Origin of the sequence: Roseibium algicola, assembly GCF_001999245.1 — a bacterium.
Lineage (GTDB): Bacteria > Pseudomonadota > Alphaproteobacteria > Rhizobiales > Stappiaceae > Roseibium > Roseibium algicola.
The window spans coordinates 800,469-815,125 of the sequence record NZ_CP019630.1; the positions used below are offsets into that span (position 1 = coordinate 800,469).

The window sequence follows — 14,657 nt, forward strand, 5'->3', positions numbered from 1 at the left end:
CCGGCCCGCCGGAGTTCAACTCACGGCGGGCCGTCAAAGCCAGTTGTCTTACTTGGCAAGACCTTGCGGCGTGTATTCAACACCGTTGCTGGCCTGGATCTGCCGGATGACAGCCCACTGATCCTTGTAGGTGATGGGGACGAACTTGCTTACGCCCTCGAATTCCTCACCCAGTTTGTTGCCCTTGAAGTCGAAGCTGAAGAACGCTTCCTTGATTTTTTCAACGAGGGCCGGGTCCAGGTCGTGGGCATAGTTGAAGGAGGTTGTCGGGAACGGATCGCTTTCCCAGACAATGCGCACTTCCTCCGGATCGTAAAGGCCACGTTCCGCCATGCGGTCAACAACTTCGGAGGCGACCGGTGCGGCGTCATAGTCGCCGGCAACGACACCCAGCATCGACTGGTCATGGGATCCGGAATAGATGACTTCATAGTCCTGATCCGGCACGACACCGAGGTCCGGGAACAGGGCCCGCGGCGCCTGGTTGCCCGAGTTGGACGTCGGAGACGTGTGCGCGATGCGCTTGCCCTTCATATCGGCAGGCGTTTTGATATCGCTGTCGGCCTGGGTGTAGATCTGAAGGCGGTAGCCGAACTGACCGTCTTCGCTGCCCATGATCGCAAACGGCACGGCACCGGCGAGATTGACGGCAAAAGGCGTCGGGCCGGTCGAGAAGCCCGCGATATGCAGACGGCCGGACCGCATGGCTTCCACTTCAGCCGAATTCGACTGTACGGCGAAGAACTGCACGTCCTTGCCGGTAACGGTTTCCAGATGCTCGATGAAAGGTGCCCAGATGTCGGCGTAAACGGCCGGATCTTCAACCGGTGTATAGGCGAAGACGAGCGTGTCCGGGTTGCTCAGTTTGGCCGGATCGGACGGGGCATCGGCGACAAGATCGCCGTTGGCATCGCAATAGATGCTATCAAGTGCACCCTGGTTCGCGCATTCAGCTGCATAAGCGGACGAAAGGGCAAAACCGGTCACAAAAGCCACGGAACCGAGCCGGGCCAGCATATTTCTCATATTTTCCTCCCATTACAGATCACTCGCACCTCACAGCGCATCGCACCGCAAGGCTCTTGAAAGATCGACTTCAGCCTAGCGGGATGTGGCGAGGGAAAACGAGCGGCGAAGTGTTAACAGAAGCTGTTGGACAGCCCTATTTTGTTAACAGTGTTACAACCACCCATGGGCGGGTGAAACAATTGTAACGAGATTCTGGTCTCGCAACCTGGTCCTTGTGTTAGACAGCTCATGAAGGTGCAAGAGAGCGACGGCATGGATGCAAGCGCGACAAGACCGGTGATTGCCATCATCGATGATGACGCGGATGTGCGCGAAACCCTGTCTGCTCTCATGGAGGCAAGCGGGTTCGAACCGGTTGCGTTTCAGGACAGCGACGGCTTCAAGGCGGCTGGCAGTCCCCAGGATTTCGACCTCGCGCTGATTGACCTGCGCCTCAAGGGCGAATCCGGTCTGACCCTTGCCATTCACATTCGCGAAACCAGCGAGCTTCCAATCGTCATGCTGACCGGTGTGGGCGACGAGATCGACAAGATCATCGGCCTTGAGACAGGCGCTGACGACTACCTGATGAAGCCGTTCAATCCGCGCGAACTCGTCGCCCGCATCCGCGCGGTTCTGCGACGCTACGGGCATGGCGTTTCAGCTGCGAAAGCCGGCAAGGATCAGGAGATCATCTTCGGCGACAAGAGGGTGAACCTGAAACGCAGGGAACTGCTTGACGGTAACGGCGACGAGATCCCGCTGACCAATGCGGAATATGTCCTCCTAGAATATTTCGTGAAGAACCCGGACCGGATCATTCCCCGTACGGACCTGATGCGCGAGATCGGCAGCGACATGCAGCGCTATGTCGACCGGACCATCGATGTCCTGATCCTGAGGCTGCGCCGCAAGATCGAGAATGTCCCGTCCAAGCCCGTTCATCTGCAGACCCGCCGCGCACAGGGATATATCTTCGTCCTGCAGGCGGACGGACCATGAGCACGTCCCGGCTCCGCCAGCCCAGTATCCGCTCGCTGCTGCTTTCCTCCATCGGCCTGCTTCTTGTCGTGGTCATGGTTGTCGGGGCCATTGCCCTCATCACTCTCAACAGCGCCGAAGAGCAGCTCGGCACATTTCACGACCAGACCTTGAGCGACGTTTCCGACGCCCTGGAACTTTCCGGCAACGCGTCGAAACTGGCCGCCTCCGCGCCCTTTCTGATGACACTCAGCCCCAGCTTCCAGCTGGAAAGCGAGGCCGAACGAATTCTCGCAACGCTTGATCACATCGAGACACTGGGTGGTGGCGATCCCGACCTCATCAGGCCTCTTGCCCGCATCCGGGTCGCGATCACCGATCTGGCCCGCGCAATGGTTCCACAAGGCAGGAACGCTGCAGAGCTCGCATTGATCGATCAGGATCTGGAGCGCCTTCAAAAACGCTTCAGGAGGCTCGCACAATCTCGGGACCAATCGCCTGAGGACCGTCAGAACTGGTCAGCCCTGCAGCAACTGGTCATGGCGGCCATTGGTGCCTTGCGCAGTCAGGAGCTGATCAAGGTCGGCGAGCAGCAAAGCAGCTTCCGGCGTATCCGTCAGGACATTGCTTCCAATGCCCCTGCCGCCGTACGCGCCGCCTTGGCCGAGGTCGATGACGCCGTGATGCGGCGGGGCGACCTGTTCTCGCTGCGTTATGCCAGCCTCGCCGCCAAGCTCGATGCCGAAAACGCGCTCTTCCGCATTCGCACCGAGCTCGCGCAGGTGAACGCCTACGCCCTTCAGAAGGTGACGGACACAAAGCTGCGGCTTCGCGTTTCACGCGACAAGACAACGACCAGCATTACCTTTGCAAAGGCCGTCATTCTTGTCCTGACCGGCATCAGCCTGATTGTTGCCATCGGCTCCGCCCTGTTTGTCTCCCGCTACGTGGTTCGCAACCTGCACCAGATTACCGCAGTCATGCGGCGGCTGGCGGCTGGAGACCTGAAGGCTCGGCTCCCCAAGAAGGCAAGCTCGTCGGACGAAATCGGGCAGTTGTCCGAAGCCTTCCGCAAGTTCCGGTCCAACGCCCTGCGCCTGGAACGGAAAACCAGGGAAGTCTGGCGTCGAAACGAGCTTTTCATCACCGTTTTCCAGAACATAAGCGACGGTGTCGCGGTCCTGTCGCCAACCGGGCAGATCCTGGCCGAAAATGATCGTGTCCGGGAGTTGTTGCGCCTTGAAAGGGCTGGCCGCGGCAAACGCATGACTTTGCCGGAACTTCTGGAAAAGTCACCGTTCGAGCGCCGCGCCAATGAAAACGACCGCGCTGGATTTGGCGAATACGCCGACACCACCGGCCGGGTGCTGGAAGTGCGCCAGTCGGCATTGCCTGACGGCGGCTCGGTTTGGCTGTTTTCCGAAACGACGGAACGCAAAAGGATCGACGAACGGCTGGAAGAAATCCGGCGAGTGGAAAGCCTCGGCAAGGTGACAGGCGAAGTTGCCCATGACTTCGGCAACATTCTGTCCACGATCTCCGGAAATCTTCACATGCTGGAGGGCGAGCTTAGCCCCAAGGCCTCCGTGCTGAAAGCAAGGATCAATGACGCCGTCGAACTCGGTGTTTCGCTGATCGAGAGGCTTCTGGCCTTCGCCCGCAAACAACACCTCGCCCCCATCGAAACCGATATCGCCGTGATTGCGGAAGGCATGGAAGACCTGTTGTCGATGGCCCTGCCCGAAACCGTAACGTTGACGATCAGGTGCGACGAAGGCCCGATGCATGCGCGGATCGACCCCGGCCAGCTGGAAAGCGCCATCTTGAACCTGTGCGTCAATGCAGGTCAGGCCATCGAAGACGAAGGACATATCGAAATTGCCGTGACGCGGCAGACAGACGGGACGATCTCGCTCTCGGTGCAGGATGATGGCTGCGGCATGGATGCAGATACGTTGCGCCAGGCCGCAGAGCCTTTCTTCAGCGCCCGCGCGAACGGTGAAGGCACGGGCCTAGGGCTGTCCATGGTGCACGGGTTCGCGCACCAGTCAGGCGGCACCATCCACATTGCATCGCAGCCGGGACACGGAACCTGCGTAACGTTGACCTTTCCCCAGCAGCCTCGTGGACAAACCTCCCATTCTGTCGAGACCGTGGCCGGGAACGGGATCGGGCACGCTCTTGTGGTTGATGACGACCGGAGGTCGGCAGCTGCGATATCGGACCTCATGACAAGGTTCGGGTACAAGGTGACGACAGAGCATTGTTTTGAGGATGCCAAGGTCAGGATTGGCCGCGACATGGCCTATTCGATCGTGGTGACGGACTTGCAGCTCGACAATGGTCACTCGGGCTGGGACCTTGTGGCGAAAGCTCTCGATACGCACCCCGATTGCCGGGTCGTTGCCGTTTCGGGGCATCTGCCACAGGACGACCAGTTTTCAGACAGATTTCCGGAACGTTTTTCGAAGCTGCCCAAGCCGGTGGATGCGGAAGCCCTGGCCGAAAAGATCGGTATGCAGCTCAACGCACCTGCCTGAGCAGGCGCGAACCGAACCGAAGGCTCGGTTCAGATCAAACGAAGACCCGTGCCAGTGTCGCGACCGCGAGCGCAGTTGCGGCCCGCTTCGGGCCTGCAAGATCCGACGTGGTTCCGCCAGGCACCATCAGGTTGATCCGGTTGAGGTCCGTTGCATCCAGATGATCGAGATCGGCCGATTTGGCGGCTTCCTCGGCCGACAGGCGGATTTCGTCGAGCATGCGCACAAGGCCCTGCCAGATATGGATAGGAGGAGCCTCGCTCGTATTGCACCAGCGAAGAATTTCATCTTCAGATACATTGAGCACCATCGCAGCCTCACTCGTATCGAGACCGAGATATGTCATCATATCACTGAAGTTACTCATTCTTTTCCCCAAGACGCTCTGCGCCCCAAACACCAGAACCTACATTTTGCACTGCAATATGGCAAAAATCCAGTTCTTTACGGGAATTGAGTTAACCAATGCGCCGGCAAAGCAGGCGGACAGCAACGCAATGCTGCGATTCTTGGCGGTTCTCTTGGTATTTTTGGCAAGAGGGAGCCATTGCAATTGACCAGCGCACTGGGTGGAAGAGCCAATTATCTGAAATATCTGATGAAAATTGATATCGGTGGAAAACGGTCGCCTGCCCGATTGTCCGGTTCGGTTAATGATAGGTTTATCCGACCAAATCAACCTGACCAATTGTGCCGCCGGACTCTTTGATGAAGTTCAAGGGAAAATCCTTCATTGCCATCGTTCTGAGCCCGGAGCCGCCCTTCGCGGACTGGTTCCGTGAAATCGACCGGATCATCGAACGCTCACCGGGATTTTTCATCGACCGGCCCATTATTCTGGACGTTCGGGGAACCAAGATTCCGATTGAAGAGCTGGAACAGCTTCTTGCCGAACTTGCCGAACGCTCGATCCGGGTGATGGGAATCGACGGTGTCGCCGGAACACGCCTGAAAGCCGGCATGCCGCCGAGCTTTTCCGGTGGCCGTCTGGCGTCCGACGTGGATGTCCCGACCCCTGCAAACGCTTCGGCCGCGGCTGGAAACGGTTCTGAAACCGAAAAGCCGGACGCCAAGGACGCAGATGGCTCGACCAGGAACACAACTGCAAAGTCCAAGAAGACAGCCGCTGAGCCCAAAGCCAAGGAGAGCAAGGCAAACGGTGACAGCGATGTCGAACCGGAAGCGTGGGAAACCTCGCCGGCCAGCATCGCAAGCGGATCTTCCATCGTGATTACCGAACCGGTGCGCTCGGGCCAGAGCATCCTGCATCCGGAAGGCGACGTCACTGTCATCGGCTCCGTGAGTTCCGGCGCCGAAATAATCGCCGGTGGCTCGATACACGTTTACGGCGCCCTGCGCGGACGTGCATTGGCCGGTGTCGCAGGGAAAGACAGCGCCCGTATCTTCTGTTCCAAGCTGGATGCGGAGCTGGTTTCCATCAACGGGCTCTACAAGGTCGCGGACGATTTCGATGGCGCCCTGCGCAACGCACCTGCGCAGATCCGCTTCGAAAACGAGACCCTCGTCTTTGAAGAGCTGAACTAACCACAGGGCCGGCTGCAAAAGGCCGCCGGACTGACAACAAAAACAGGACGAACACCATGAGCAACGCTACTGTCGTTGTGGTCACGTCAGGCAAGGGCGGCGTGGGCAAAACCACCACCACCGCAGCTATCGCCTCGGCGCTTGCCAAAGAAGGCTACCAGGTCTGCGCCATTGACTTCGACGTCGGGCTGCGCAACCTCGACCTGATCATGGGTGCGGAACGGCGGGTCGTGTTCGACCTCGTCAACGTGGTGCGCGGCGAAGCTTCGATCAAACAGGCGCTGGTGCGCGACAAGAAGCTGAACAACCTCTACCTGCTGCCGGCTTCCCAGACCCGGGACAAGGACGCATTGACCGAAGAGGGCGTTGCCAGCGTCATCAGCGAATTGCGGATGTATTTCGACTGGGTGATCTGCGACAGCCCTGCGGGCATCGAACGCGGCGCAACGCTGGCCATGCGCCATGCGGATGAGGCCATCATCGTGTCCAACCCGGAAGTGTCGTCCGTACGCGACTGCGACCGGATCATCGGCCTGCTCGACGCGAAGACCAAGATTGCCGAAGACGGTGGTCGGATGCCGAAGCACCTGATGATCACCCGTTACGACACCGAGCGTGCCAAGACCGGTGACATGCTGGCAACCGACGATGTCGTCGACATTCTCTCCGTGCCGCTCATCGGTGTCGTACCGGAAAGCAAGGACGTGCTGAAAGCGTCGAACGTCGGTCTGCCGATCACGCTGTCGGACGAAAATTCGCCTGCCGCAAAGGCCTATACCGAGGCCGTGCGCCGTCTGCTGGGTGAAAATATCCCGGTCACCATCCCTGAGGAAAAGAAGGGCCTGTTCGGCAAGTTCTTCAAGGGGAGGGCCGCATGAACATCCTGAGCCTCTTTGGCAAAAGAGGTGAAAGTGCCTCTGTTGCCAAGAACCGGCTGCAAATTCTGCTGGCGCACGAACGGGCCGACGACGGCTCCGACGCGGTCCTGATCTCAAGTCTGCGGGAAGACATCCTGGCCGTTGTGGCAAAGCGCGTTGCGATCGACCCGGACTCCGTCCGTCTCGAGATGGACAGGACCGGTGACGTCACCACGCTCGGCATCGATATCGAATTGCCGCCAGCGAAAGCCTCCTGACGTTTAAGACCGGCCTTCTGGCCGGTCTTTTCCTATCAGCCCGGCTGAGCTGCCGACTGAATAGGGACATGCCGGAAATCCAGCAGGTCGGAAGAATAGACCGCGACCTGTGCCCTGCCCCGCCGTTTCGCCGAATAAAGTGCAACATCCGCCTGGCGAAGCAGTTCCGAAGGCTTGTGCGAAAAAGCGACGCCGACACTGGCTCCGAAGGTATAGGTGGCACCGTCCAGATTCACCGGCCGGCTGAGCTGTTCCACGATCGCCCGGCTTGCCGAAAGCACCCGCTCGCGCCGTGCCCTGCCGAACACAATGACGAACTCATCCCCGCCCAGCCGAACCACCGTGTCGTCCGCATTGACAAGGCCGGTCAAAGCTTCCGCGACATGCAAAAGCACCAGATCCCCTGTTTCATGGCCGTAGGTGTCGTTTATTTCCTTGAATCGATCAAGGTCGACATAGAGCAGCGCGTGACCGTCCGCCAACGGTTTGACGTCCTGCAGGAGCGCCAGCTTTTCATCCAGCAATCGCCTGTTGCCCAGCCCCGTCAGAGGGTCGCTCCTGACCTGATTGGCCAGTAGTTCCTTGACCTTGTCCGCCTGGTGTTTGGCTTCCGCAAGCGCCCGGACCGTATCTGTTGCACGGTGGAAGAACATGCGCGCTGACAAGTACATGCCGAGATAGACCGCCAGCACCCCAAGGGCCAGAAGAGGCAACATCCGAAATCCGGCCAGTTCCGGGTTCCAAACGAAAAACCCGAGGTGCCGCCTGTCCACGGTCTCAATGTCGTATCCAGCCTGCCAGAAGGCCGGGGGTATTTGCGCCAACCCAAGACCGGGCAAGTGATATTTCTCCGCCATATCCGCCAGGACTGAGGCATTGATAGGCCGTGCGAAGACCAGCACATGATCGGTACTGGTGTCGCTGTCCTCCGTGTAGGACGTCAGCAAAACAGCGCTGGCGAGGTAAAGCGTCTCAAGGTTCCCAACCAGACCTGTTGCCGGAACCGGCGCCTCATCCTGCGGCGTATTTCGGGCATCGGCAATCAGAACGCTCATCGAAGGCCCATAGCGAACCCGCAAGTCCGTGTTGGCGACCTTGCCTTCCACCACATGAACCTTGGGCTGGTTGTTGCCATCCAGCAAGTGGATCCCGTCGATCTGCAGTTCTTCCTGCATGTAGTCGACAAAGGTTTCCCGTATCCAGGTCATGTCAAAGGATTCGACAAGGTTTTCGACCGCGTCGTTCCAATAGCCGTACTCAAGCGTGATGTCCGCCAGATGATCGGAGCGATCGCCAAGCATGGCCGTGAAAATATGTTCTGAAGATCGGATGGAATTGCGGTCAAGGGTCCAGGAAAGGAACGACACAAACGCCATCAGGCTCACCGCGCTGATGATCACGGTTATCCAGAACGGCTTGGACAGACGGCGGATTTCTACCGCTTGCGCTTCGCCCTTGGCCTTTTGAAGCGGCGGCGAACCATGCCCGACAGGCTCGTATCGCACTTGCTTATTCGCTCTCTTAGCTGCATTCCAGCTGGAAATACCTATATTCCGGCAGCTGCAAGTATCCTAGAGAAGCCTTTGAGCTCTATCAACACAAGAAATATTATTTAAAATCAATACTTAGCCAAATATTTCACAAATACTCGACCTGAAAGACAATCACCGTTAAAAATTACAATAAATTATCCTCAAAACAACTTTCATGAATACGCATTAGTCACGAGCCAACTTCTGAAACTCGAAATTGTTTCTTGTGAAAAACCCAAGCGAGATAACATAGCCCCCCGTGGACAGCGCACGGTTCGTGGGGCGCGGCAAAGCGCCGGATGAAGGCTGAGGCCAACCAGGTGGTCCGGCGCCCATGCTCATTCCTCTCAGCCCCTGAGGTCGCCCCAGCTCAATGACACTGAGGCTCAGTGGAAGGAAAAAGGCTGGAGCCGGATTTTCCGGTTACGCCTCGTAGACGATCTCGCGCGTTTCGCGGAATTTCACGTCCGGGAATTTTTCGGTTACGTGACCGATCTCCCAGGCGTTCTTGAACAGGAACACCGGCTTGTCGTCACGGTCGTTGGCGATCGACATGCGGTGGCCTTCCAGCATCTTCTGCAGGGTCTGGCTGTCTGTTTCGATCCAGCGGGCCGTGGTATAGGGCACGGCTTCGAAGCCGATTTCAGTGCCATACTCCGCCTTCAGCCGATCCACCACGACATCAAGCTGCAGTGCGCCGACCACGCCGACGATCCAGTTGGAGCCGAGATCCGGTTTGAAGATCTGAACAAGGCCTTCTTCGGCCAAGTCCTGAAGGCCCTGGCGCATCTGTTTGACGCGCATGGTGTCGGACAGGCGTACGCGGCGCAGGATTTCCGGTGCGAAGGCCGGCAGGCCGGTGACGTGGATGTTCTCGCCTTCGGTCAGGGTGTCGCCAACACGCAACTGGCCATGGTTGGGAACACCGATGACGTCGCCCGGATAGGCAAGGTCGGCGATTTCCCGTTCCTCGGCAAAGAAGAAGATCGGTGCGGAGACGGCAATCTGCTTGTCGGCGCGAACATGCTTCAGCTTCATGCCGCGCTTGAAGGTGCCGGAGCACAGGCGCACGAAGGCAATGCGGTCGCGGTGCTTGGGGTCCATGTTTGCCTGCACTTTGAAGACGAAGCCGGTGACCTTGTCTTCCTGCGGCATGATTGTGCGCCCGCCTGTCGCCGGCTGCGAATGCGGCGGCGGGGCGAAGTCGGCGATAAAATCGAGCACTTCCTCGATGCCGTAGTCACGCAGCGCCGAGCCGAAGAAAACCGGCGTCAGGTGCCCTTCCAGGAAGCTTTCCTTGTCGAATTCGGCGTAGCCTTCGGCGCCCAGTTCGACGTTCTCGGTCAATTCATCCATGATCCGGTCGAACACGGTGCCGGTCAGGACCTCGTCATCAAGACCGGAAACGTCCTTGGTCTGGGTAAAGGCACCACCGCGCTCGCCGTCGGACGTGTGGAATTTCTTCTGCTGCCAGTCATAGACACCGAAGAAGTCCGAGCCCATCCCGACGGGCCATGTCTGCGGAGAGACGTCGAGAGCCAGTGCCTCCTGTACCTCGTCCAGAATCTCCAGCGCATGCCGGCCTTCACGATCGATCTTGTTGACGAAAGTGATGATCGGGATGTCGCGCAGGCGGCAGACTTCGAACAGCTTGCGTGTCTGGGTTTCGATACCCTTTGCAGCGTCGATCACCATGATGGCCGCATCGACGGCGGTCAGCGTGCGATAAGTATCTTCGGAGAAGTCCTCGTGGCCAGGCGTGTCGAGCAGATTGTAGACGATGCCCTTGCGCTCGAAGGTCATGACGGAAGACGAGACGGAAATGCCGCGTTCCTGCTCGATCTTCATCCAGTCGGACCTTGCACGGCGGCGTTCGCCGCGGGCGCGCACTTGGCCCGCCGCCCGGATCGCGCCGCCTGAAAGCAGCAGCTTTTCGGTCAGGGTCGTCTTACCGGCATCCGGGTGTGAAATGATCGCAAAGGTGCGCCGGGACTGATAAGGCGCCGTGCCGTTTAGGCCAGTCATGAAGATCTCCTGATCCCAAATCCGGCGGGGTCGCGCAAACACGCCGGGAAAACCGGGGCGCAACCTTCCACTCAGAGCCGGACGGATTGATGTTTCGTTGGCGGAAGGTCATAGAGAGAATTCTTGAAGATTTCCAGTAGAGAATCGCCGATTTGCCCCGACAGTCCGAGGAGACCCCATGAGCCGAAGCAAATGTCTGATCGTCGGCCTGGTGATGATTGCCGCCACAGCGGCCATTCTCCTGGCCATGGGGCGGATCCCGATCTGTGATTGCGGCTATGTCCTGTTGTGGACACCGGCCAGCGATGTCGCCGGTTCCTCGCAACATATAGCCGACTGGTACACGCCCTCGCATATCATCCACGGCTTCCTGTTCTATTTGTTCCTGTGGCTATTTTTCAGACGCAGTTCCGTCGGTGAGCGCGCGCTCGGTGCGATCTTCATCGAAGCAGCCTGGGAAATCGTCGAAAACAGCCCCTGGATCATCGACCGGTACCGCGAAGAGACCATTGCCGTTGGTTACACCGGTGACAGTGTCCTGAATTCGGTCTTCGATATTCTCTGGATGCTCGCCGGCTTCTTCTTTGCCTGGCGCATGCCGGTCTGGGTCACGATCCTGGTCGGGATTGCCTTCGAACTGCTTGCGCTCTGGGTGATAAAGGACAATCTGACGCTGAACGTTCTGATGCTGGTCTACCCGGTCGAGGCGATCAAGGTCTGGCAAGGCGGGTAGGCACTGCCACCTGCTGCCTCCCCTCCTACGCCGTTATCGTTTAGCCTGACGAGAGAAATACATCCGAGTGAAGCTCAGAGCTGAAACAGCTTGTGCTTTTTCAGGAGCTCGATCAGCACCTCGCGGGCATCCTGGCGATGAAGATGGTGGCGCTGGCGTGCCGCCTGGGCGTCACCCTTGCGGATTGCGTCGAAGACCGCCCGGTGGTCTTCGTTGGACTTGACCGGCAGCGGGCGAATGTAAAGCGTCATGGCGCGTGCCCGGCGTACCTGATTGGACATCATCGAGACGATGGACTGGACACGCGAATTTCCACCGAGGCGGACAAGCTCCGTGTGGAAGGCATCATCGGCTATCGCCCAGGCTTCCCGGTCCTCACGCTCCAATGCATCTTCCATGGCCTCGATCGCCTGCTTGAGATCCGCAAGATCCATTTCCGAATAGCCTTTTTCAGCGGCTTCTTCGGCAGCAAGACTCTCCAGTTCGGTCAGGATGGCGTAGATTTCCTCCATGTCCTTCAACGACAAGGTGGCGATGCGGACACCCTTGCGTGGTCGCACCTCCAGAAGGCCTTGCTGGGCCAGCATCAAGGTTGCCTCGCGCACCGGTGTGCGGGACATGCCAAGCCGGTCGGCAAGTTCGCTTTCGAGATGATCGGAGCCTGCCGCCAGTTCACCGTCGAAAATGAGCTGGCGGATCTGTTCCATGGCCTGGGTGGTGATGGTCTTTTGTTTCGGAGCCTCAAGCACAGTCAAACTCCCGGATTTTCTGCCCCTTGCGGTCCGACTCATAGATGGCCTGTTCGATTGCAATCACCTTCAGGTAGCTCCGCGCCTCGTTTTCCAGCGGCTTTCCATCCAGGAGACCGTCTACAACATGGCTTATCAGATTCTTGACGCAATCGCCGCCAAAGCCAGGCCAATCCTGTGCCGCCAGCAGAAGAGTTTCGTCCTTGTCGCCGAAATGACGCAAGCGCACCGAGCCGTCGCCTTTCAATGTCAGCGTTCCCCGAGTGCCCTCCAACAGAGCTTCACCAAGTGTGGTTCTGCAATTTTCGGCGGCGTGGTCCAGAAGCCTGTTGCCGTCGAAGAGCGCTCTCACCCCGTTTGAATAGTCGAAAATGAAATAGCCGGCGTCCTCTCCCTTGATGGCCGGGTTGAGCCTGCGAAGATCCGCATAGACCGCCTCGGGCTCGCCGATCAGGTAGCGAAACGTGTCGATCCAGTGAACGCCGGTTTCATGGATCAGCAACCTGGGCATTTCCTGAAAATACGGCTGCCGGTCCAGGTAGGCCTTCGGCCCCTGCCCGTCCCCTGTGCGTAGCCGGAAAGTTACCTGCAGCAAATCGCCAAGCAGTTGCCGTTCCAGAGCCTGTCGGATTGTCCGGTACCAGGGCTGGAATCGGAAGTTTTCATGGATGACGATGATCACGCCGGCTTCTTCTGCCAGCTTCGTTGCCTTCCGGGCTTCCTCGAGCGAGGTACAGAACGGTTTCTGACAGATGATCGTCTTCACCCCCTTCCGGATGGCAAGCTCAATGGCGCTGAAATGCGTCGGCGGCGGCGTGATGATGTCCAGCAGGTCGGGTTTCGCCATCTTCAGCATGCACTCCAGATCACTGAAGGCAGTCAGTCCAGTGGCCTTCGCCTTCGCGGGATCCTGATCACAGGAACCGACCAGCCGAACCCGTTCGACCCTGCGCCAGGCATCGTAGTGAAACTGGGCAAAGTAGCCCGCTCCAAGACAGGCAACGCGTAACGTGTCCGAGACGCCCAGGTCTTTTGCAGAGCCGTCGTTCATCTTTTTTCGTCCTCCCGCACACTCCTGAAATCGGCAGAAGACCCGAAGGCTTTCCCTGTTTCGAAGCGGCAATTCCATCATTGGATTTTTGATAGTCGACATTAGCGTCGTTGACAAGGGATTGGTTAGCGTATACGCAATCGAATGTGTAAATTGATACGGCCTTGGAGCGGCCGTGGGAGGAGATTGAAATGCTTGACAAGAAATCCTTGAGCCGCCTGCTGATGAGCGCGGCAATTCTCACAATGGGCATGAGCGGCGCGCAGGCTGTCGAAACCTTGCGATTCAGCCATACGGACAACCCTGGCGGATCCCGTCAGCAGGCTGCAGAACTGTTTGCGGAGAAGGTCGCGGAATATACGGACGGCCGTTACGAAGTTCAGATCTTCCCGTCCGGATCGCTCGCAAACGATCCGAAAGCCATTGAACTGCTGCAGCTTGGCGGCATCGACTTCACGGTTTCGGCCACGGGCAGCTACGCCACGCACATGCCGACGCTGAACCTCACTGCCATGCCCTTCCTCGTCGACACCTACGAGCAGGGTTGGGAACTCTATGACAATTCCGAATGGCTGCAGGGAGAATTCGCCAAGCTGCCGGAAAAGGGTTTCCGGGTACTGTCGACTTGGGAAGCCGGGTTCCGCAGCTTCACCACCAACGAACCGCTGAATTCGCCAGAAGACGCCAAGTCCATGAAAATGCGCGTCTTCCCGAACGACATGATCCGCTGGTCGATGGAAGCCATCGGTTTCCAGACGGTCGTGATGCCGATTACCGACGTCTACATTTCCATTCAGCAGGGCATCGTCAACGGCCAGGAGAACCCGGTCGACACCATCAAGTCACTGCGGTTCTATGAAGTTGCGCCCTACATCACGCTGACACGCCACGTCTACAGCCCTCTGCCCCTGACGGTCGCCGAAAAGACCTGGCAGTCCTTTTCCGACGAAGACAAGGAAGCCGTGATGAAAGCTGCAGCCGATTCCGCAGCCTTCAGCCGAAACCTCGTCAAGAGTTCGGTCGAAAGCCAACTCACGGAAATGCAGGAATCCGGCGCCACGGTCAGCGTTCCCGATATCGCGCCGTTCCGCGAGGCTGTGCAGTCGGTCTACGCAAAGGCCAAGGATGTCTACGGCGAGGAAGCCGTCGACCAGATCCTGTCAGATGCGGCAGCGATCCGCGAAAAACTCCCGGCCCAGAACTGATCAGGCAACGAGATCAACGCACGGGTGATCGAGCCGGTTGCCCGTTGAACAGTTGATCGTTTCTTGTGGGTCGGAGCGCCGAACGGCGTTCGAAAGAACGCAGGGTGCTCCGGGGCTCAACTGCCGGAACCGCACGTCACGCGGCGGTTCCGG

At 58.5% G+C, this 14,657-nt stretch carries 13 protein-coding genes; 7 read left to right on the forward strand and 6 right to left on the reverse strand.

Annotated features, from left to right (window positions below; all coding sequences use genetic code 11):
* Positions 1-48 precede the first annotated feature (48 nt).
* On the reverse strand, positions 49-1,017 hold the full coding sequence (gene phnD / locus B0E33_RS03825) for a phosphate/phosphite/phosphonate ABC transporter substrate-binding protein (protein ID WP_023000017.1): 969 nt from the start codon (positions 1,015-1,017) through the stop codon (positions 49-51).
* A gap of 240 nt (positions 1,018-1,257) precedes the next feature.
* On the opposite strand from phnD, the gene B0E33_RS03830 reads away from it, so the two are divergent.
* Together B0E33_RS03830 and B0E33_RS03835 are read left to right on the forward strand one after the other, a co-directional pair.
* The gene (locus B0E33_RS03830) at positions 1,258-2,010 is read left to right on the forward strand and encodes a response regulator (RefSeq protein ID WP_023000016.1); all 753 of its coding nucleotides are present in this window, start codon (positions 1,258-1,260) and stop codon (positions 2,008-2,010) included.
* Positions 2,007-4,529, forward strand: a complete 2,523-nt coding sequence (locus B0E33_RS03835; protein ID WP_077290469.1) for an ATP-binding protein — start codon at positions 2,007-2,009, stop codon at positions 4,527-4,529. The genes B0E33_RS03830 and B0E33_RS03835 overlap by 4 nt, the downstream gene beginning before the upstream one ends.
* Positions 4,530-4,563: 34 nt before the next feature.
* Here B0E33_RS03835 and B0E33_RS03840 read toward each other — a convergent pair whose 3' ends face one another.
* Positions 4,564-4,896: a hypothetical protein gene (locus B0E33_RS03840; protein WP_139314017.1), complete on the reverse strand. Its 333-nt coding sequence runs from the start codon at positions 4,894-4,896 to the stop codon at positions 4,564-4,566.
* A gap of 341 nt (positions 4,897-5,237) precedes the next feature.
* Here B0E33_RS03840 and minC point away from each other — a divergent pair, with 341 nt between their 5' ends.
* From minC to minE, 3 genes are read left to right on the forward strand one after another with little or no spacing between them, the layout of a single operon-like run.
* Positions 5,238-6,074 (forward strand): septum site-determining protein MinC, encoded by an 837-nt coding sequence (gene minC / locus B0E33_RS03845; protein WP_077290470.1) that lies wholly within the window; start codon positions 5,238-5,240, stop codon positions 6,072-6,074.
* A gap of 56 nt (positions 6,075-6,130) precedes the next feature.
* A complete protein-coding gene (gene minD, locus B0E33_RS03850) occupies positions 6,131-6,952 on the forward strand; it encodes a septum site-determining protein MinD (protein WP_006939389.1) in 822 nt (273 codons plus the stop codon).
* Complete coding sequence (gene minE, locus B0E33_RS03855) at positions 6,949-7,209, forward strand: cell division topological specificity factor MinE (RefSeq protein WP_023000012.1); 261 nt, start codon at positions 6,949-6,951, stop codon at positions 7,207-7,209. Before minD ends, minE begins: the two co-directional genes overlap by 4 nt.
* Before the next feature lie 35 nt (positions 7,210-7,244).
* Here minE and B0E33_RS03860 read toward each other — a convergent pair whose 3' ends face one another.
* Positions 7,245-8,714 carry a diguanylate cyclase domain-containing protein gene (locus tag B0E33_RS03860; RefSeq protein ID WP_077290471.1) on the reverse strand — a complete coding sequence of 490 codons (1,470 nt, stop codon included), beginning with the start codon at positions 8,712-8,714 and terminating at the stop codon, positions 7,245-7,247.
* Between the two features lie 450 nt (positions 8,715-9,164).
* Positions 9,165-10,766 (reverse strand): peptide chain release factor 3, encoded by a 1,602-nt coding sequence (locus B0E33_RS03865; protein ID WP_062491811.1) that lies wholly within the window; start codon positions 10,764-10,766, stop codon positions 9,165-9,167.
* Between the two features lie 178 nt (positions 10,767-10,944).
* On the opposite strand from B0E33_RS03865, the gene B0E33_RS03870 reads away from it, so the two are divergent.
* The gene (locus tag B0E33_RS03870; RefSeq protein ID WP_077290472.1) at positions 10,945-11,499 is read left to right on the forward strand and encodes a DUF2585 domain-containing protein; all 555 of its coding nucleotides are present in this window, start codon (positions 10,945-10,947) and stop codon (positions 11,497-11,499) included.
* Positions 11,500-11,573: 74 nt separating this feature from the next.
* Here B0E33_RS03870 and B0E33_RS03875 read toward each other — a convergent pair whose 3' ends face one another.
* Together B0E33_RS03875 and B0E33_RS03880 are read right to left on the reverse strand one after the other, a co-directional pair.
* Complete coding sequence (locus tag B0E33_RS03875) at positions 11,574-12,248, reverse strand: GntR family transcriptional regulator (protein ID WP_077290473.1); 675 nt, start codon at positions 12,246-12,248, stop codon at positions 11,574-11,576.
* A complete protein-coding gene (locus B0E33_RS03880; RefSeq protein WP_023000007.1) occupies positions 12,241-13,299 on the reverse strand; it encodes a Gfo/Idh/MocA family protein in 1,059 nt (352 codons plus the stop codon). The genes B0E33_RS03875 and B0E33_RS03880 overlap by 8 nt, the downstream gene beginning before the upstream one ends.
* 191 nt (positions 13,300-13,490) lie before the next feature.
* Here B0E33_RS03880 and B0E33_RS03885 point away from each other — a divergent pair, with 191 nt between their 5' ends.
* A complete protein-coding gene (locus B0E33_RS03885; RefSeq protein WP_023000006.1) occupies positions 13,491-14,504 on the forward strand; it encodes a TRAP transporter substrate-binding protein in 1,014 nt (337 codons plus the stop codon).
* Positions 14,505-14,657: the final 153 nt, after the last annotated feature.

Coding starts and splice junctions, on each gene's coding strand:
- phnD (WP_023000017.1), bottom strand. CDS start 1,017: ATGCTGGCCCGGCTCGGTTCCGTGGCTTTTGTGACCGGTTTTGCCCTT.
- B0E33_RS03830 (WP_023000016.1), top strand. CDS start 1,258: ATGAAGGTGCAAGAGAGCGACGGCATGGATGCAAGCGCGACAAGACCG.
- B0E33_RS03835 (WP_077290469.1), top strand. CDS start 2,007: ATGAGCACGTCCCGGCTCCGCCAGCCCAGTATCCGCTCGCTGCTGCTT.
- B0E33_RS03840 (WP_139314017.1), bottom strand. CDS start 4,896: ATGAGTAACTTCAGTGATATGATGACATATCTCGGTCTCGATACGAGT.
- minC (WP_077290470.1), top strand. CDS start 5,238: ATGAAGTTCAAGGGAAAATCCTTCATTGCCATCGTTCTGAGCCCGGAG.
- minD (WP_006939389.1), top strand. CDS start 6,131: ATGAGCAACGCTACTGTCGTTGTGGTCACGTCAGGCAAGGGCGGCGTG.
- minE (WP_023000012.1), top strand. CDS start 6,949: ATGAACATCCTGAGCCTCTTTGGCAAAAGAGGTGAAAGTGCCTCTGTT.
- B0E33_RS03865 (WP_062491811.1), bottom strand. CDS start 10,766: ATGACTGGCCTAAACGGCACGGCGCCTTATCAGTCCCGGCGCACCTTT.
- B0E33_RS03870 (WP_077290472.1), top strand. CDS start 10,945: ATGAGCCGAAGCAAATGTCTGATCGTCGGCCTGGTGATGATTGCCGCC.
- B0E33_RS03880 (WP_023000007.1), bottom strand. CDS start 13,299: ATGAACGACGGCTCTGCAAAAGACCTGGGCGTCTCGGACACGTTACGC.
- B0E33_RS03885 (WP_023000006.1), top strand. CDS start 13,491: ATGCTTGACAAGAAATCCTTGAGCCGCCTGCTGATGAGCGCGGCAATT.